This is a genomic window from Collinsella sp. AM28-11LB (genome assembly GCF_003469895.1).
Classification (GTDB): domain Bacteria; phylum Actinomycetota; class Coriobacteriia; order Coriobacteriales; family Coriobacteriaceae; genus Collinsella.
Genome location: NZ_QSKJ01000006.1, coordinates 1 through 19,230 on the forward strand (window position 1 = coordinate 1; position 19,230 = coordinate 19,230).

The window sequence follows — 19,230 nt, forward strand, 5'->3', positions numbered from 1 at the left end:
TGCAGACCTTTCGTCATGGCCTCCTACCTTTCTTTCGGGCCTTACTGGCCGAATGTATCAGCGCCCCTCCATATGGGACGCTGCTTGCTGACAGCTCTAGTTATATCCAATTTCCACCCGCAATTCCACCTCGCCCCCGAACGGTCAGCAAAGTACGATGAACGGTATATCGCATATGATTTCCCATGATGCACTTCAGTTTCGTAAAGCAGATTTTCCTAGGTAAACGTTATTTTTCTAAGAAATCAAGATTCCACACTCAAAGTTATCCATGATTCAAAATTGCATAGAGAAAACGGTTTTCTGCATATATATGACGCTTGTCCTCGATTCGACCTACATTCGATTATATTCAGCTTGCTATCATTCTTATTCATACATTCTCACCAGTTGAGTGAGGATATAGATCGCTTACTCAAGGCACCGGACGTAAGTGCTTCGGCTCGTCAGCGTTAGAAGTAGGTAAAGATACCGTTCGCGCGATACGCCCGTGCCATAGGTCGACTAAATTGAGACAATAGAGAACAGTGTTAGGCTACCGTCCCCTGTAGGGACTGAACGGACAGATGCATATGCCGAGCAAAATCGAAAAGAAGCAAGCCGCCGCAAAGCTGCGCAAACCGCCGCGCGACTTCTCGTATACGCAGAACCGAGAGCTCAGCTGGCTACGCTTTGATAACCGCGTGCTTGACGAGGCATTCGACGAGACCGTTCCTTTGTTCGAGCGTCTAAAGTTCGTGTCGATCTTCGAGTCCAACCTCGATGAGTTTCTCATGGTGCGCGTGGGCGGCCTGTCCGACCTGGCAGAGCTAAAAAAACAGCCTGTCGATAACAAGAGCAATATGACCGCCTCCGAACAGGTCGATGCCGTCATGGCCGAAATGCCCGGGCTCCTTACCCGTTGGGAGTCCATCTTCAAGAGCATCGAGGGCAAACTCGACGCCCTGGGCGTTCACCGCGCTCGCGTCGATTCGCTTACGCCCGAGGAGCGCACCTTTGTCACCCGCTACTTCCAGGCCTACGTGTCGCCGGTCATCTCGCCGTTGGTCATTGACCCGCGCCACCCCTTCCCCAACCTGCGCAACGGCGCACTCTATCTAGCTTGCGGACTGGACGGTGTCACGGACGAGGAAAGTCTGCTGGGCCTCATCGAGATTCCCGCCTCGATGAACCGCGTGGTCGAGATTCCCTCGCCCGCCGGCACCTACTCCTACATCTTGCTCGAGGACGTCATTCTTGCCTGCTTGGACAGCTGCTTTGGCTCCTATAAGCCGCTCGACCGCGCTCTGATCCGCGTCACCCGCAATGCCGATATCGACCCGGACGGCGAGGGCGTCGAGGAGGAAGAGGATTACCGCCAGCACATGAAGCGCATCCTCAAAAAGCGCTTGCGCCTGCAGCCGGTGGTGCTTGCCGTCTCCGGTTCGCTCGAGAAGGCGACGCTCAAGACCATCCGCAAAGCGCTCGAGCTTTCGCGCCGCTCGGTTTTTACCTGCGATATCCCGCTCGACCTGGACTACGTCTTTGGCATCGAGGGCAAAATTCCCGAGCACCTGCGCAACGAGCTCCTCTTTACGCCGTTTAAGCCGCAGCCCAACCCCACCATCGACATGTCCCGCTCCATTCGCGAGCAGGTGCTGCAGGGCGACAAGTTGCTCTTTTACCCCTACGAGGCCATGAATCCGTTCCTGGACCTGGTACACGAGGCCGCATACGACCCCGAGTGCATCTCGCTGCGCATCACGCTCTACCGCGTGGCCAAGCAGAGTCGTCTGTGCGAGTCGTTGATTGACGCCGCCGAGAACGGCAAAGAGGTCACGGTGCTCATGGAGCTCCGCGCGCGCTTTGACGAGCAAAATAACATCGAGTGGGCAGAGCGTCTGGAAGAAGCGGGATGCACCGTTATCTATGGCTCCGAGGGCTTTAAATGCCACTCAAAGATCTGCCAGCTCACCTATCGCGAGGGCATGGCGCTCACCCGACTCACGCTTTTGGGCACCGGTAACTTTAACGAGAAGACGGCCAAGCTCTACAGCGACTTTATGCTCATGACCGCCCATCCCGGGATCGGCGAAGACGCCAACTTGTTCTTCCGCAACCTGTCGCTGGGCAACCTGCGCGGCGACTACCGCTTTTTGGGCGTGGCGCCCGTCGGCCTTAAGCCACTCATCATGCGCGGTCTGGACCGCGAGATCCAACGCGCTCTCGCCGGCGAGCCCGCGCGCGTATTCTTTAAGCTCAACTCGCTGACTGACCGCGAGGTCATCGACAAGATCGCTGAGGCATCGTGTGCCGGTGTGCGCGTGGACATGATCATCCGCGGCATCTCGTGCCTGAAGCCCAACATTGCGGGCAAGACCGAAAACGTGCACGTACGTTCTATCGTCGGACGCTTCTTGGAGCACGCGCGCGTCTATGCCTTCGGCGTGGACTCGGACATGATCTACCTGAGCTCGGCCGACATGATGACGCGCAACACCGAGCACCGCGTGGAGATCGCCTTCCCCGTGCTCGACCCCACCTGCCGCGCCCTGGTGCACGAGTACATGGGCATGCAGCTGCGCGACAACGTGAAGGCACGCAGCCTGACGAGCGACGGCACCTGGGTTCCCGTAGAGCGAAAAGAGGGTGAGAAGCCCTTTAATTCGCAGGAGTTCCTGTTGGAGCGCGCTTATCGCAACGCCGAGTCCGCAGCCGTGGCTTCGGAGCCCGTCGCCAAAGCAAAACCGGAATCCGCACCTGTTCTGGGCCCCAAGCCCAAGCCCCAGGCGGACGTTCCCAAGGTCCAGAAGGTCCAGGCAACCGTCATTGAACCCGACCTGGAATCCGAACCCGAGCCTGCGCCCCAGCCCCAGCCCCAGCCTCGGCCGCAGACCGTCAAGTCCGCGCCCCATGCAAGCGCCCACCGCGAGAAACCCGCCGGCCAGACCAAGGCCATCGAGCGCCATCGCCCCGGCCGCGTGCGTATGGGTCTGGGCCTGATCGGCTTAGGCCTTAAGACGCTCATTACCGGCAAGACGAAATAGACGTTTGTAGAAGCGCCCCGTATTTGAGGAATGCCTCAGGTACGGGGCGCTTTTCCCTGCTACCATGGTTGCGGACAACAACGCGAATGACAGGCAGGAATATGAAGCTCACCATAGAATCGATGACGTATGGCGCCGATGGTCTGGCGCACGCCGACAACGGCAAGGCCGTATTTGTGCAGGGCGCCGTGGCGGGCGATACCGTCGAGGTCGAAATCGTGCAGGACGGCAAGTCGTTTATGCGCGCCCGCGCCACCGAGATTCTTGAGCCGAGCCCCGATCGAATTCAGCCTCCCTGCCCCTTCGTGGGCGCCTGCGGTGGCTGCTCGTGGGGCAATCTCTCGCGCACCGCTCAGCTTGCCGCCAAGGAGCAAAACCTGCGCTCCACGCTCGAGCGCATCGGCAAGTTCACCCCTGAGCAAGTCGACGAGCTGGTGCAGCCCATCCGCCACACCAAGGACGATTGGGGCTACCGCAATAAAATTGAGCTCGAACCGACCGTCGTTAACGGCCGCGTTCGTCTTGGCATGCACGGCGTCGATCCCAGCAAGATCGTGACCGTCGATTCGTGCCCGCTGTTCGATAAGCGTTTTCCCAAGGCGCTCAAATCGGTCGTCGGCGCGCTTAACTATCTGAGCGGCAGCCACGACCTGGGCTTGGAGCGCGTGGGCATTCGCGCCTCGCGTCGCACCAAAGCGCTCGAGGTCGCGCTCTGGACGCCCACGGGCTCGTTCCCGCGCTCGCAAGTCTCGCGCGTGCTGGCAGACGCCGCACACCCCACGAGCATAGTGCGCGTTATGAGCAAGGGTGAGAAGAAGGCCCGCCGCGTCTCCAAGGTTGAGATGCTCGCCGGTGAGGGCTCCTGGACCGAGAACATCGCCGACGGCCAGATGCGCCTTTCGGCCCCGTCGTTTTTCCAGGTCAACACCAAGGGTGCCGAGATTTTGATCGAGCTTGTCATGGAGGCGCTCGACCCGCAGGAAGACGAACTTGCCGTGGACCTGTATTGCGGAGCTGGAACCTTCACCCTGCCGCTCGCCCGCCGCTGCGACTTTGTTGCCGCCGTCGAGGCCTACGGCCCGGCCGTGCGCGACCTGCGCCGTAACCTGGAGATCAACAAACTCGATAACGTCGATGTCATCGGCGGCGACGCGGTGCGCGAGTTCCCCGATCAGGACGCCGATGTCCTGGTGGTCGACCCGCCGCGTGCAGGCCTCGCCCCCGAGGCGATCGACCTTATCGCCAGCACGAGTGCTCGCGATGTCGCCTACGTGAGCTGCGACCCGGCCACCCTGGCGCGCGATCTCAAACGCTTTGTCGAAGAAGGCACCTTCTCCCCCGTAAAGATCACGCCAGTCGACCTGTTCCCGCAAACCTTCCACTGCGAAACCGTCGTCCACCTCAAGCGCAACTAACCCAACTGCTCGAACCCACCGCCCAAATGATTTTTCTGGGACGGGGATTTAATGATCATTGTGTACCGAATGATTATTAAATCCCCGTCCCAGAAAAATCATTTGGGAATGGGGCATGGCAAGCGGAGGTCTTCGGGGTATAAGACGGCTAATTGTATGCCGCCTATGAAAGGAACCCTCATGCCCAGCGTTGCCGTTCTCGCCGCCGATGGCTTTGAAACTATTGAATGCCTGACCATGGTCGATGTCATGCGTCGCGGCGGCGTGCGTGCCACGCTCGTCTCGATCATGCCCACGCGTGAGGTCGTAAGCTCGCTGCAGATCCCCGTGACCTGCGATGCGCTCTTTGATGAGATCAATTTTGACGAGTACGACTGCGTCGTGCTGCCCGGCGGCCTGCCCGGTGCCACCAACCTGCGCGCCGATCAGCGCGTCTGCGACGTGGTCTGCGAGTTCGCCGCGACCAAGCACGTCGCCGCCATCTGCGCCGCCCCGTTTATCCTGGGTGAGCTCGACCTGCTCGAGGGGCGCCACGCCACTTGCTTCCCTGGCTTTGAGAAAAGCTTCCCCGAAGGCGCCTATACCGGCGAGAAGGTTACGCAAGACGGCAACATCATCACCGCCAGCGGCATGGCCCAGTCGCTCCCCTTTGCGCTTGAGCTGCTGCGCACGCTCGCCGGCGACAAGGCCGTCGAGAAGGTTGCCGAGGGCATTCAGCTATGATTTTGGCTTCGCAATCACCGCGCCGCATCGAGTTGATGCGCGAAGCGGGCTATGACATTCGCGTGATTCCAGCAGATATCGACGAGACGCCTTTTGATGGCGAAGCTCCGCTTACGCTCGTCGAGCGCCTGGCACGCGCCAAAGCCGCTGCCGTCGCCGCTGAACACGCCGAGCCCAACGAGCTGACCGTCGCTGCCGATACTATCGTCACGTTTGACGGTAGAATTTTGGGCAAGCCCGCAAATGAGGACGAGGCGCGCACCATGCTCCGCGAGCTTTCGGGCCGCACGCACCAGGTGGCGACCGGCGTCTGCATCGTCAAGGCCGGCGACGCCACGGCTCCGCACGCCGCCGAGAGCCTGTCCTTTGTCGATGTGACCGACGTGACGTTCTACGAGCTCAACGACGAACAGATCGAGCACTACGTCGCCTCGGGTGAGCCCATGGACAAGGCCGGTGCCTACGGCATTCAGGGCACAGGAGGACGCATGCTCGTGCATGATATATCGGGCGACTTCTATAACGTGGTGGGCCTACCCATCGCTCGCGTCGCGCGCGCGATTCAAAAACTCTCGTAATTGCACCTGGCGCTGGGTATCCCCCAGCGCCTACAATTTTGGCGTACCGTACGGATCCCGACCGGGCACATGGCGCGGCGGAAAACCGACAGGAGTTAAACATGGATACACTGCTCGAGGCCATTGACGTCTGCGATGTCGATGGCTTTTGCTATGGCAACTATACGGACGAGGAGGCCGGCACCGGTTGCACCGTAATCGTGGCACCCGAGGGCGCCACCGGCGGCGTTGACGTTCGCGGCGGTGCTCCAGCATCGCGCGAAACCGACCTGCTGCGACCCGAGAACACCGTCGACAAGGTCCACGCCGTCTGCCTTTCGGGCGGATCGGCCTTTGGTCTGGAGGCCGCAAGCGGCGTCGCCCGCGAGCTCGAGAGCCGCGGCATCGGCCTTCCCGTCGGCCCCACGCAGGTGCCTATCGTGTGCTCCAGCTGCATCTTCGACCTCGCCTTTGGCGATCCCACCGTGCGCCCCGACATAGAGGCCGGCATCGCCGCCGTGCGCGAGGCACTCGACAACACCCCCACCACACTCGAGCAGGGCAATGTGGGCGCCGGCACCGGCGCTACCGTAGGTAAGCTCATGGGCCCCGCCACCTGCATGAAGGCCGGCCTTGGCACTGCCGCCGTGGCGCTCGGTCCCGTTAAGGTAGGCGCCGTGGTTTCGGTCAACGCCTGCGGCAACGTCGTCGACCCGACCACGGGCGAGTGGGTGGCAGGCATGCGCGCAGCAGCCGATAGCGACCAGATCATCGATATGGAGCTCGCCGCTTTTGCCGCCGCCGGCTCTATGCAGATGCCGCTCGACCGCACCAACACCACTATCAGCTGCATCGTCACCAACGTGGAGCTCACCAAGGCCCAGGCCACCAAGGTCTCCCAGATGGCAGCAGACGCCTACGCGCACGCCATTCGCCCCACGCATACCACCAACGACGGCGACACCATCTACACCCTCGCCAGTGGCAAACTGGGCGCCCAGGCAAGCGCCGCCATTCCCCTAGACCTGCTGGGCATGCTCGCCGTAAGGGCACTGGAAACCGCCATCGTAAACGGAGCCAAAACCGCCAAAACCTCCCACGGCATCCCCGGCGCCGCAAAGTAACCTCACCTGACCGGTTGCCCGGTAGGGCTTGGTTATGTTTGCTGCTCTACAGTCCTGGCTCGCACGAAGAGCACATTAAGTGCTCTTCGGCTCGTGCGGAACTCGCGACAAACATAACCAAGCCTCACCGGGTAACCTACTCAACCAGATCCCTTTCAGCCCAGGCCCCTGTGTACCGCGCGTCGAAGATCTTCAAATTCAAATCATCTGAAAATCGATACTTATAGCAGAGGTCCCTTGGCCTTTAGTTTGATACAAGTTCCGCACGAGCCGGAAAGCACTTAATGTGCTTTCCGTGCGAGCAGGACTGTCCGCAGTAGTAAACTAAAGGCCAAGGGGCCCAGTCAACCTAACAGAAGCGATTACTCGGCAGTTAGTTGAATTTGAAGATCTTTGAGGCAAGACGGTATAGGCCGAGTGTGGTTTTGTCCCCGGCCCGCCCGCGCAGGTTGGTAAAGAAGCCGACCACGCCGTAGCGCGCACGACGATACATGCGCTCGTCGTAGGACTTCAAATCGCCCCACAGCGTCTTCAGACGCTCATCGGCACAATCCTCATCGGAAAGCTTGGTAAGCACCGAGCAAATCGCCATCATCATGGTGAAATAGCCCATCATGTACGAGCGCAGACGCGACGACTCAACATCGCTGTACAGGTGGAACGATTCCATCATGATGCGCGTAACGCGGAACTGCTGGTCCAGGCGTTTAACCATCGTCGCCTCGTTGACGCTCTGGCCCTCGCGACCGATAAAGTAGCGGTAGAGGTCGATGTCGGCGTAATAGATAGTCTTGCAACGCGGCAGCGGCACGTAGGCGTAGATGTTGTCCACATAGAACGTGTGCGGCGGCATGGGAAGGTTGGACTCGCGCAGTACATCCGTGCGATAGCACAGGCTGTGCATGAGTAGGTTCTGGTCCAGGCGGAAATGACCGATCTGGTCCCAGGTAAAGATCTTTTTGCGCGGCAGGGCAAACTTGTAACCGATAGCGGTATGCGTGCCCTCGTAAACCTTCTCGTACACGTAGTTCGAGATAAACAGGTCCACGCGCTGGTCGCGCTCCTCAAAGCCGCGTAGGATCGAAAGCATGGTCGAAAGGGCTGCGCCGTCGAGCCAGTCGTCCGAGTCGACAACCTTGTAATAGGTGCCCTGTGCCTCGCGCAGGCCCGAAAGGACGGCGATACCGTGGCCGCCATTCTCCTGATGCACCGCGCGGATAATACCGGGGTAACGCGCCTCCCACTCGTCGGCCTTAGCGGCCGTCTCGTCCTTGGAACCGTCATCGACGATGATGATCTCGATATCGGTGGCGTAATTGCTCCCCTCCAGAATAGAGGTGATGCAATGGTCCATGTCCTTGGCGGCGTTATACGAGGGAATACCGAATGTAATAACTTTATGCATGGCAGGCGATAATCTCATCCGATAGGTCGAGGGCGGAGTTGGTCACAGCATCCATATCGTAGTAGCGATACTCGGCCAGGCGACCAACTGGGTGGAAGTTCGTCAGGTTTTGGACGCGCTCAAGATAGCGCTCGTAGAGCTCACGGTTCTCGGGCTCCAGGATGGCGTAATACGGCGTCTCGCCCGAGCCGGGCGTATAGGCCTTGGAGTACTCCTTCATGATGGTGGTCTTGCCGGGCAGGACCTGACCGGTCATGTTCTTGAACTCGGTAATGCGCGTATAGTCCTCGCTCGTGGTGTAGTTGACGGTGCCCACGGGCTGGAACTGATCCATATCGAGCGTCTCGAACTTCATATCGAGCGTGCGGTACGGCAGCGCGCCCAGGTCGAGGTTGAACAGCTCGTCGAGTGGACCGGTGTAGACGATCTCGCCGCCGTAGACCTTGCCGTCGATCTTGACGGTGGTCTCGTCGATCTCGAAGAGGTCGCGGGCGTCCACGTCGCAGAACACATCAATCAGATCGTGGTCGAGCATGTGCTCGAACAGCGCGGTATAGCCGTCCTGCGGCATGCCCTGGAAAGGAGCCTGCGGGAAGTAGCGATCGTCATCGCCCACAAAGACGGGGACGCGGCCGGTGATCGAGGGGTCGATCTGATCGGGCGTCTGGCCCCACTGCTTCATGGTGTAATGCAAAAAGACGTTCTCGTAGATGTAATCAGCGACCTCGGCCAAGTCGGGGTCGTTCTTCTTACGCAGCTCCATAATGGGCACCTTGACATCCTTGCCAAAGGTCTCCACGAGCTTCTGATACAGCTCCTCGCCGCGCTCGTCACCAAAGGCGAGTTTGAGACTCGCATGGTTGAAGGGCACGGGCATAAGGGTGCCGTTGATGTTGGCGAACACCTTGTGCTGATAATCCGTCCACTTGGTAAAGCGCGACAGGAAATTGTGCACGCGCTCGTTAAAGGTGTGATAGATATGCGGACCGTACTCGTGGATCAGGATTCCGGCCTCGTCAGTGCAGTCATAGGCATTGCCCGCAATGTGGCTACGGCGCTCCAAAACGGCAACACGATAGCCGATGGTCTCGGCAAGACGGCGGGCGCAAACGGCACCGGCATATCCAGCACCGACGACAATCATGTCGTACGCGCCGGCGTTAAAGCCTTCAGGCAGGCCTGAGGTAATCTGCATCGATACTCCTTGTCAAAAGCCACGGGCTCGTTAGCTGGGCTTTTCTCGAACATTCTTCGAGACATATTTATCAGAGCGATTATAGCGCTAATGCGTCCTATAATGAGCTTGCCACACAAGGAAAGCTCAAGCACCGCGGCGTACAAATTTGAAAGGTAAACCCGCTAGCAGCGGGTTTATTCGTGAACAGCCGGGCGCCTGGAGCTTAGTGAAACGCTTGTAAGGAGTAACATGAGCGATTTCCTTAACCGTATGAAGTCTGCCGCCAAGGCCGACCTTAAGACGATCGTCCTGCCCGAGGGCGAGGATCCGCGCACCATCGTCGCGGCCACCAAGATCATCGAGGAGGGCCTGGCAAAGATCGTCATCCTGGGCAACCCCGACGAGATCAACGTTCCCGGCGCCACCGTCATCGATCCGCGCAATGCCGAGAAGCACGAGGAGTACGCGCAGAAGTTTGCCGAGCTCCGCGCCAAGAAGGGTGTCACCATCGAGCAGGCTCGCGCCCAGGTGATGGACGCCACCTACTTTGGCACCATGATGGTCAAGATGGGCGACGCCGACGGCCTGGTCTCCGGCGCCTGCCACTCCACCGCCGACACCCTGCGCCCCGCGCTGCAGATCCTCAAGACCGCCCCGGGCACCAAGCTGGTCTCGGCCTTCTTCGTGATGTGCACCGACACCCCGCAGTTCGGCACCGACGGTACGCTGATCTTCGCCGACTGCGGCCTCAACATCAACCCGTCCTCCGACGAGCTCTCCGAGATCGCCATCGCCTCCGCTCACTCCTGGTCCACTTTTATGAGCAGCGTCGAGCCGCACGTGGCCATGCTCTCCTACTCCACCATGGGCTCCGCCGGCGGCGAGGTCGCCAAGAAGGTCCAAGAGGCCGTGAAGTTCTGCAAGGAGAAGGCCCCCGAGCTCGCCATCGATGGCGACCTTCAGCTTGACGCCGCCATCGTTCCCACCGTCGCCCAGCTCAAGGCTCCCGGCTCCTCCGTTGCCGGCAAGGCCAACGTGCTTGTGTTCCCCGACCTCGAGGCCGGCAACATCGGCTACAAGCTGGTCCAGCGCTTCGCCGGCGCCGACGCTTACGGCCCTATCCTGCAGGGCATTGCCAAGCCGGTTAACGACCTTTCGCGCGGCTGCTCTGCCGACGACATCGTGGGTGTCGTGGCCATCACCGCCGTCCAGGCTCAGATGGCTGAGTAGCGGACGTATCCCACCGAAGGCCGCACAGGCTAACCCCTGAAAACGTCCTCGACCAATGAAACGCCCCCGTTCTGCTCCTTCGGAGCTACGAACGGGGGCGTTTCTGGTCTGCGGATTGTTTTCAGGGGTTAGCCTGTGCGGCCTTCTACCGCTACGTAGCGATCAGGGAATCTGGAGTGGACGGCGGCTTGGCTACGAGCTGGGGCTGAGGATCTGAATGCATGGGTGTCGTTGCTGAGGGCGTATGTGTTTGGAATCGATCACTTTGGATCTGAGCGGCAAAGCTTGGGTCGTCGTCCTTCTGCCAACAAAAAGGCCTCCGGAGCCGTTTGCTCAGGAGGCCTTTCATTCAATTGCAAATGAGCGTTAGTTGTTCTTGGTCAGACGCTCGACGTCGTGGGCGATCATGTATTCCTCGTCGGTGGGGATGACCATGACGGTGACGGCGGAACCGGCGGCGCTGATGACCTGCGGGCCGTTGCCCACGGCCTCGCGGTTCTTGTTGTTGTCGATGCGCACGCCCAGCCATTCAAAGCAGTCGCAGAAGGCCTTGCGGATCGACCAGTCATTCTCACCGATGCCGGCGGTAAAGGTAATGGTGTCCACGCCCGCCATGGAGGCGATCATGGAACCGGCCTGCTGCATGGCCTTATAGGCGAACATATCGAAGGCGAGCAGGCAGCGCTCGTCACCCTCGGAGGCGCGCGTACGGATGTCGCGGGCGTCGTTGGAGATGCCCGAGATGGCAAGCAGACCGGACTGCTTGTTCATCATGTCATCGACTTCCTGGTAGGTGTAGCCGCCCTCGCGCTGGAGGTAGCACACGGTGGCCGGGTCGATAGAACCACAACGGGTGCCCATCATCAGACCGTCAAGCGGCGTGAGGCCCATCGTGGTATCGCGGCACACACCGTCCTCGATGGCGGCAATCGAGGCGCCGTTGCCCAGATGGCACGAAAGCAGACGGTGGCAGCGCGCACCCAGGATCTCCTTGGCCATCATCCACTCGTAACGGTGGCTCGTACCGTGCGCGCCATATTTGCGCACGTGGTACTTGTCGCACACGTCCTTGGGCAGGGCGTAGGTGTAGGCGACCTCGGGCATGGTCATGTGGAACGAGGTGTCGAAGACGGCCACATTGGGCAGCTCCGGATACTTCTCGCGGCAATATTCGATTGCCGCGGCCTCGCCGTAATTGTGCAGCGGGGCGAGCGGGGCCACCTCAAGGATCTTAGCCATGACCTCATCGTCGACGACCGCGGAATCATCGAAATGCCAGCCACCCTGAACGATACGGTGGCCGATGCCATCGATCGTAAAGTCGGTCTTCTCAAGCTCCTCGAGTACGCGCGCAATGGCGCAGCGATGATCGGGGAAGGGAACTTCTTCGGTCTGCTTGGCGCCACCGTTCTCGGCGTGACCAAAGATGCCCATGTCCGAGCCGATACGCTCGCAGTTGCCCTTGGCGAAAACCTCGCGGGTATCGGTATCCAAGAGCTGATATTTAAGGCTTGAGCTGCCGGCGTTAACAACAAGTACGTTCATGAGACTCCTTTGCAGTGCAATACGGTCGGCATGCCCCTTAAGGCGGCCGTATGTTAATAAGAAGTTATCACAGCTTGATAAATAACTATCATGCATATCGCCCAACGAGCGCAAAAGAGGGGCCAAACGGCATGTTGCTGTCCAGCCCCTCCCCTCTTGCAATTACTTGGCGTTGACGATGCGCTCGACGTCGGAAGCGATCATGAACTCCTCGTCCGTGGGGATGACAAAAATCTTGACCTTGGAATCCTTGGCGGACAGGCACCAAGCGCCGTCGCCGCGCAGGGCATTGCGGGCATGATCCATCTTGACGCCCATAAAAGCCAGACGATCGGCCACGCCGGCGCGAACGGCCGGAGCGTGCTCGCCGATGCCGGCGGTAAAGACCAGGGTGTCCATGCCACACATGGAGGTGGCCATCTCGGCGGCCTTGGCGGCAATCTTGTAGACGAACATATCGAAGGCGAGCTGAGCCTCGGGGTCGCCAGCGGCGGCGAGCTCCTCGACGTTACGGCAGTCGTTGGTCTTGCCGCCAGTCACGGCCATGAGGCCGGACTTCTTGTTCATCATCTCATCGACCTCGTCGAAGGTATAGCCGCCTTCGCGCTGCAGGTAACACACGGTAGCAGGGTCGATGGAGCCGCAGCGGGTGCCCATCATGACGCCGTCGAGCGGCGTCAAGCCCATGGTGGTGTCCATGCACTTGCCGTCCTCGATGGCGCACAGGGAAGCACCGGAGCCGATGTGGCACACGACGACCTTGCGGGCCTCGCCGCTGGTCATCTCGGCGACCTTCTTGGAGATGTAGCGATAGCTGGTGCCGTGAGCGCCATACTTGCGGATGTGCAGCTTGTCGCAGACGTCCTTGGGCAGGGCGTAGGTGCGGGCGACCTCGGGCATGTTGAAGTGGAAAGCGGTGTCGTAAACCGTGACGTTGGGCAGGTCGGGATACTGCTCCAGGCAGTACTCGATAACATTAGCCTCGGGGTTGTTGTGCAGCGGGGCGAGCGGAGCGACCTCGCGGATCTTGGCGAGGACGTCCTCGTCGACGAGGGAGGAATCGCCAAAGTACCAACCGCCTTGAACGATGCGGTGGCCGATGCCCTCGATCTTGACGCCGTTGGCCTCGAGGTCCTTGAGGACGACCTCGATGGCGACCTTGTGGTCGGGGAACTCGATGTTCTCGGTCACCTTCTTGGAGCCGTTGGCAGCATGGGTGAAGGTGCCGCCGGTAAAGCAGACGCGCTCGCAGGAGCCCTTTGCGGACACCTTGTGGGACTTGGTATCGATGACCTGATACTTAAGGGTCGAAGATCCTGCGTTGACGACCAGAACGTTCATGTGTCTCCCTACTAACAGGCGGTGTGGCGCCGCCAGGTTACATACGTTTCAATAATAAACCCAAACGCCCTCGCGCTCGGGTTTATTGCGTTGATATATAAGTTATCGGTGCCAGAGCTTCCGATTCATTGCACGGAAGAGGCGCCCTCAGATGAGGTTCTCGCCCAGGTTTTTGCCGCCGAGGATGTGCATGTGGAAGTGCATGACGGTCTGGCCGGCGTTGACGCCCTTGTTGGAAATGACGCGGAAACCGTCCTCCAGACCCTTGGCCTTGGCGACCTCCTGGATGGCGTGAGCCATGGCGCCCATGGTCTCGGCGGGCACGTTGTCGGCGATATCGCTGTAGTGCTTCTTGGGGATCACGAGCGTATGGACCGGCGCCTGGGGGTTGAGGTCGTCAAAAGCGATGACCTGGTCGTCCTCATAGACAACGGTCGAGGGGATCTCGTGGTTGGCGATTTTGCAGAAAATGCAATCACACATGGTTGGTTCCTTTCTCACAGACCAAAGTAGTCTTTTTGGGACGGGGCTTTTTTGACTACTTTTTCGCAAACGCAAACGCTCGGCGAGCCGTCGCGCAAGGGTAGTCAAAAAAGCCCCGTCCCAAAAAGACTACCCCAAAGCAGGCTGTAAGTTGGTTAGAACGAAAGGTTGTCGTCGGTGTTAGCGGCTTCGCCGTCGGCGAGTACGTCGTTGCCGTCGACGTCCTTAAGGAGCACCGAGACCTTCTGCTCGGCATCGGACAGGCGGGTGCGCAGGCTCTTGAGGAGCTCGACGCCGCGGGTGTAGCTCTCGAGCGACTCCTCGAGCTCCATATCGCCCGACTCAAGGCTGCGGATGATGAGCTCCAGCTCTTGCGAAGCCTGCTTGTACGTAAGCTGCTCCACCGGGGTCTTCTCTGCCATATTTGTTTCCTTTCCTAAAGGTTTATCACTATGAAACGCGGCCTACTCGACCGCATCGACCGTTGCCGCCACGTTGCCGTCTGCCATGCGTACGCGGATGGCGTCGCCGGGCTTAAAGGTCTTGGCGCTCGTAGCCACGCCGTCTTCGCTGTAGGCGATGGAATAGCCGCGGGCAAGCACCTTGAGCGGCGACAGGGCATCGAGCGACGCGGCCGCTCGGCCCAAGTCGGACGCGGGCTTGCTGAGCATCGTGCGCCCCTGATGCTCTAGACGGGAGCTTGCGAGCATGAGAGCATGGCGCTTGCCATCAAGCCCTGAGGTGCTTGCGATCAAGCGCTCGGGCAGACGCTCGAAGTTGGAACGAAAGGACCCGACCGAACGCGTTATGGCGCCAGACAGACGATCGGCCGTCAGGGCAAGCTCAGACTCGCGACGCTCGACCATAAACGTTGGGTCGTTGAGGCACGGGCGGCACGCAGCCGCATCGAGTGCATCGCCTAGGCGAGCCGTATAGGTGTCCCAGGCACGACGACCGCGTTGGTCGAGCATTTCCAGATCGACCTGATCCGACCCGATCATCGAAGCCATCGCGGCGCCCAGACGCTGATGGCGCGTCTCGAGCACGTCGGCCAACTCCGTCATAGCCGGCGCCACCGATTCTGCCGCTGCCGTTGGCGTGGAGGCGCGACGGTCGCTCACCATATCGCAGATCGAGGTATCGGGCTCATGCCCAATGCCCGTCACCACAGGCACGGGACAGGCTGCCACCGCACGGGCGAGCACCTCGTCGTTAAAGGTCATGAGATCCTCGAAGGAACCGCCGCCACGCACGAGCAAAATGCAATCGGGCGCCGGCGTAATGGCAGCGGCGCGGCGCAAGCCTTCAATAAGCTCTGCCGGCGCACCCTCGCCCTGGACCTTTGCGCCCACGCAGACAAGCTCGACAAGCGGGTTGCGACGGCGCAGCGTACGCTTGACGTCGTCGATTGCGGCACCAGAAAGCGAGGTGACGACCGCCACGCGCGAGCAAAACACCGGGATGCGACGCTTGCGCGTCTCGTCCATCAGGCCCTCGCGGCGTAGCTTTTCGGCCAGCTGCGCCACTTGTTGACGCAGCAGACCCTCCCCCGCCAGCGAAAACGAGCGGGCGACGAAGCCCATGCGACCCGTAGGTTTGTAGAGATTGAAGCTGCCCTTAAAGCTTACCTGCATGCCGTCGCGCAAGTCGAAAGTGCGCTTAAGGTAGGCGCCCTTCCAGATGATACAGTCGACGGCCGCCGAGTCGTCCTTGATCTGAAAGTAGCAGTGGCCGCTTCGGGCGTTGGGACCACGGAAACCCGTGACCTCGCCTAAAACGCTCAGCTGCGGAATGGCATCGAGCGCGCCGGCGGCGATCTCCACCGCCTGGCTCACGCTGAGCTCCTTGCGCTCCTGATCGTCCGAACCGTCGAACTCGGCGGAAACGGCATTGCCGGTTAGATTCCAGCCTGCCACGCAGCCTCCTTCCGTTATCGTGCACAAGGGCTTCGGCCCTGCGCAAATTCAAGTCCAAAACATAGTACAGCGCCGCGGGGACACAAATCCCCACGGCGCCCAGCGACCCAATTTGTTATCGGTTGGAGTTTCTGTTGTAGCGAGCCATAAGGTAGAGCAGCTGAATAATCGAGGTGAGCGCCGCCGCCACGTAGGTGAGCGCGGCTGCCGTCAGCACCTTCTTGGCACCGTTGACCTGCTTGGAACTCATGCCCGACTGCTCGATATACGCCACGGCGCGGCGACTGGCATCGATCTCGACCGGCAGCGTAACCAGCTGGAACAGCACGCTAAACGAGAAGAAGACCAGCGCGAGGGTCGTGAGCCCCGCGATGTTCATGAACAGGCCCATGAGCAGCACGATCGTCCAGGTGTTCTGGGTAAAGTTGACGACGGGGACCAAAGCGGTGCGTACCTTCATCATGGCATAACCACTTTGACGCTGGGCGGCATGGCCCGCCTCGTGGCAGGCGACGGCAACGCTTGCGACCGACCCGCCCGAACGGTTGGCATCCGAGAGATACAGGTTGTTATCCTGCGGGTTGTAATGATCGGTAAGCTCGCCGGCAACGCCCTTTATGCCCACGGCGCTACAACCGTTGGCATCGAGCATGCGACGAGCGACCGTGGCGCCCGTATCGCCATCCGAGCGCACCTTAGACCACGTCTTGTACGTCGAGTTGATATAGCTCTGCGCGGCAAGGCCAAGCACTGTGCAGACAAGAACAACCAGCAGGTACAGCGGGTCGATGCCAAAGCCGTATCCATAGTAATAAGGCATGCGAATTCCTCCGAATCGAGTTACACGTTGGAGGCATTCTACCCATTCGACTGACCAGCAAATCAACATCGATGTTTTGGCAATGACAGCGAAAACGGTCGAGAGCGAGCAAGGTGACGTGAAAGAGAAGCGACGCGTACTTTGGTACGCGAGCGACGATTGAACGTCAGATTGCCGCTCTCGGCCGTTTGCAGCGTCGAGCTGTTACGCGGTTTGGTAAAACCGCGTAACTATATACTTATAGCAATTCAATTTTGCCATCTTTGACCGTCAACCCCATATTGCCCGAGAGCAAATCGTCCAGACGCGAACCCACGAGCTCAAAACGCCAACCTTCGCGCAGGGGGCTCTGCTCGGGATGCTCGATGTAGTCGGCCAGGTCATCGCGCGAGGCAATGACCGAGGTCGCCACGCCCGAACGCTCGGCAACCAAGCGAATAAGCGCATACATAAGGTCGGTCACGCTCTCCAACTCCGGCGAAATCTGGCGATGCCCGCGCACCATGAGCGGCAGGCGATCGTGCGGGCAGCTCGCGCCACGCTTGATGGCCATCAATGCACCGTCCACGTCGCGCTCCCCCAGCTGGTCGGTGCCGCGGATGCTGCGGAACTCCTCAACGCGCACGGGATTGCGTTTAACCAGGGCCAGCAACGTGTCGTCGGACATGACCCATTTGCGCGGGATGTTGCGGCGCTCGGCGCGATCCTCGCGCCAAGCGGCGAGCTCGCGCGCGATACCCAGCTGGTGACGGCTGCAGGAGTTGATGCGCTTGACCTTGCGGAATGCCTCGTGACGATCGGCGCGATAATGCGACTCGTCGGCCAGCGGACGCAACTCGTCGAGCACCCAGTCCACCCGGCCCAGCTCGCGCAGGCGACTCATCATCTCGGTATAGGCGACGATCAGATACTTGACGTCATCGATCGCGTACTCGATCTGTTTGTCGGTCAGCGGGCGGCGCGACCAATCGGTCAGTGACTCGGTCTTGGGCAATGAGACACCGCAAAACGTCTGCACGAGCGCGCCGTAGGAAATCTGCTGGCGCTCGCCCAAAAAGGCGGCGGCCACCTGCGTGTCAAAAATGGGACGCGGCAGCACGCCCACGGTATGGAGCATAACCTCCATATCCTGCGAGCAGGCGTGAAACACCTTGGTCACGCTCTCGTCGGCCATAAGCTCTGCCAGCGGCGATAGGTCGTCGATCACCAGAGGATCGACCGCGACGCTCTCGGCAGGGGTGGCAATCTGGACCAGGCACAGGCGCGGATGAAACGTGCGCTCGCGCAAAAACTCGGTGTCGACGGCGATCGCGTCGAACTTGCGGGCGCGCTGGCAAAAGTCGAGCAGAGCCTGATGTGTGGAAATGTACATATCAACCCATCGAATAAGGTTAGGCCCGAAAAACACGGGTAGGATATCGGCATTGCCCTACAACTATACTCGGTTAGTCACAGAACGGGAACGTAAGTATGCGCTGCCTTATCATCCACAACCCGGCATCGGGCCCCAGCTCAGATGAAATCTACGCATTCACGCACGCCCTTGCACAGGGCGGCGACGAGGTCGTGATGCGCTTTATCGGCGATGGCATGGAGCCCGAGGACGCCGTGGCAGACGTTCGCGAGTTCGACCGCGTGGTCGTCTCGGGCGGCGACGGCACCGTCTCCAACGTGCTCGACCAGATGCGCGGCTGCGGCGTTCCCACGCTCGTTTTCCCCTCCGGCACGGCCTGCCTATTCTTTAACAACATCGGCAATGCCCCCGAGGCAGCGGCGCTCGCCAAGGCATGCCGCGCCGGCCGCACGGTCAAAGTCGACATGGGCGAGCTCTTTTGGCTCGACGAGAACGGCAACGAAAAGCGCCATGGCTTTATCATCATCGCCGGCTCGGGCTTTGACGCTGAGATTATGATGAAGGCCGCCCCCACTAAAAACGACATCGGCGAGATCGCCTACTTCCTGTCGGCGCTCGCCACACCCAACCCCACGGTGGCGCACTTTACCATTGAGCATGACGGCATTGTCGAGGAGCTCGACGGCATCTGCTGCATGGCAGGCAACACGTCTGTCATCCAAAACGACATCAACCTGTTCCCCAACTGCCGCATGAACGACGGCATGGTCGACATCGCGGTCATCGAGCCCGTACGCACGGTACAGCTGCTTCCCACGGTAATCACCGCCGCGCTCGACCCCGCCGGCAAGGTGCTTGGCCGTCCGCAGTTCAAGATCATCCAGACCAAAGAAGCCAAGATCACCTGCACGCCGTCGCTGGGCATGCAGTTCGATGGCGAGATCATCTCCAGCAACTCGGGCGTCTTTGGTGCCCGCGCGCTGCCTCAATGCCTTGATATCATCGTCGACGAATTCTCCCCGCTCGGAAAATAGGAGGACCCCATGAACGACAATCCCCTGCTCGGCTTTATCGTCATTGTTCTGGCCATGCTCGTCGGCTATGCGATTAACGT

16 protein-coding genes are annotated in these 19,230 nt (G+C 60.1%); 7 read left to right on the forward strand and 9 right to left on the reverse strand.

The window, feature by feature from the left end; translation table 11 throughout:
* The first annotated feature begins 572 nt into the window (after nt 1-572).
* The 5 genes from ppk1 (at nt 573) to DW732_RS05225 (ending at nt 6,845) form a co-directional block, all read left to right on the forward strand.
* Entirely contained in the window at nt 573-3,026 is a 2,454-nt protein-coding gene (gene ppk1 / locus DW732_RS05205) for a polyphosphate kinase 1 (protein ID WP_233505232.1), read from the forward strand.
* A gap of 86 nt (nt 3,027-3,112) precedes the next feature.
* The gene (gene rlmD, locus DW732_RS05210) at nt 3,113-4,441 is read left to right on the forward strand and encodes a 23S rRNA (uracil(1939)-C(5))-methyltransferase RlmD (protein ID WP_118098993.1); all 1,329 of its coding nucleotides are present in this window, start codon (nt 3,113-3,115) and stop codon (nt 4,439-4,441) included.
* 180 nt (nt 4,442-4,621) lie between these two features.
* Nucleotides 4,622-5,164, forward strand: coding sequence for a DJ-1 family glyoxalase III (locus tag DW732_RS05215; RefSeq protein WP_055287259.1), 543 nt, complete (start codon nt 4,622-4,624; stop codon nt 5,162-5,164).
* Nucleotides 5,161-5,742 carry a nucleoside triphosphate pyrophosphatase gene (locus DW732_RS05220; protein ID WP_117743472.1) on the forward strand — a complete coding sequence of 194 codons (582 nt, stop codon included), beginning with the start codon at nt 5,161-5,163 and terminating at the stop codon, nt 5,740-5,742. The genes DW732_RS05215 and DW732_RS05220 overlap by 4 nt, the downstream gene beginning before the upstream one ends.
* Nucleotides 5,743-5,843: 101 nt before the next feature.
* Nucleotides 5,844-6,845, forward strand: coding sequence for a P1 family peptidase (locus tag DW732_RS05225; protein WP_117743473.1), 1,002 nt, complete (start codon nt 5,844-5,846; stop codon nt 6,843-6,845).
* A gap of 373 nt (nt 6,846-7,218) precedes the next feature.
* Here DW732_RS05225 and DW732_RS05230 read toward each other — a convergent pair whose 3' ends face one another.
* Both DW732_RS05230 and glf read right to left on the reverse strand, forming a co-directional pair.
* Complete coding sequence (locus DW732_RS05230; protein ID WP_118098994.1) at nt 7,219-8,250, reverse strand: glycosyltransferase family 2 protein; 1,032 nt, start codon at nt 8,248-8,250, stop codon at nt 7,219-7,221.
* A complete protein-coding gene (gene glf, locus DW732_RS05235; protein ID WP_118098995.1) occupies nt 8,243-9,445 on the reverse strand; it encodes a UDP-galactopyranose mutase in 1,203 nt (400 codons plus the stop codon). The genes DW732_RS05230 and glf overlap by 8 nt, the downstream gene beginning before the upstream one ends.
* Before the next feature lie 231 nt (nt 9,446-9,676).
* Between glf and pta the strand changes: the two genes are divergently transcribed.
* Entirely contained in the window at nt 9,677-10,657 is a 981-nt protein-coding gene (pta, locus tag DW732_RS05240; RefSeq protein WP_117735246.1) for a phosphate acetyltransferase, read from the forward strand.
* A 366-nt stretch (nt 10,658-11,023) separates the two neighbouring features.
* Here pta and DW732_RS05245 read toward each other — a convergent pair whose 3' ends face one another.
* The 7 genes from DW732_RS05245 to rnd form a co-directional block, all read right to left on the reverse strand.
* Complete coding sequence (locus DW732_RS05245; protein WP_118098996.1) at nt 11,024-12,202, reverse strand: acetate/propionate family kinase; 1,179 nt, start codon at nt 12,200-12,202, stop codon at nt 11,024-11,026.
* A gap of 162 nt (nt 12,203-12,364) precedes the next feature.
* Nucleotides 12,365-13,543: an acetate/propionate family kinase gene (locus tag DW732_RS05250; RefSeq protein ID WP_118098997.1), complete on the reverse strand. Its 1,179-nt coding sequence runs from the start codon at nt 13,541-13,543 to the stop codon at nt 12,365-12,367.
* Between the two features lie 147 nt (nt 13,544-13,690).
* Nucleotides 13,691-14,026, reverse strand: a complete 336-nt coding sequence (locus DW732_RS05255; RefSeq protein ID WP_006234310.1) for a histidine triad nucleotide-binding protein — start codon at nt 14,024-14,026, stop codon at nt 13,691-13,693.
* Between the two features lie 155 nt (nt 14,027-14,181).
* Complete coding sequence (xseB, locus tag DW732_RS05260; protein ID WP_006234311.1) at nt 14,182-14,448, reverse strand: exodeoxyribonuclease VII small subunit; 267 nt, start codon at nt 14,446-14,448, stop codon at nt 14,182-14,184.
* 42 nt (nt 14,449-14,490) lie between these two features.
* The gene (gene xseA / locus DW732_RS05265) at nt 14,491-15,942 is read right to left on the reverse strand and encodes an exodeoxyribonuclease VII large subunit (RefSeq protein ID WP_370214255.1); all 1,452 of its coding nucleotides are present in this window, start codon (nt 15,940-15,942) and stop codon (nt 14,491-14,493) included.
* A gap of 115 nt (nt 15,943-16,057) precedes the next feature.
* Entirely contained in the window at nt 16,058-16,762 is a 705-nt protein-coding gene (locus DW732_RS05270) for a zinc metallopeptidase (RefSeq protein ID WP_117735251.1), read from the reverse strand.
* 238 nt (nt 16,763-17,000) lie between these two features.
* Nucleotides 17,001-18,134, reverse strand: coding sequence for a ribonuclease D (gene rnd / locus DW732_RS05275; RefSeq protein ID WP_118098998.1), 1,134 nt, complete (start codon nt 18,132-18,134; stop codon nt 17,001-17,003).
* Nucleotides 18,135-18,232: 98 nt separating this feature from the next.
* Between rnd and DW732_RS05280 the strand changes: the two genes are divergently transcribed.
* Nucleotides 18,233-19,150, forward strand: a complete 918-nt coding sequence (locus DW732_RS05280) for a diacylglycerol kinase family protein (RefSeq protein WP_117799048.1) — start codon at nt 18,233-18,235, stop codon at nt 19,148-19,150.
* The last annotated feature ends 80 nt before the right edge of the window (nt 19,151-19,230 follow it).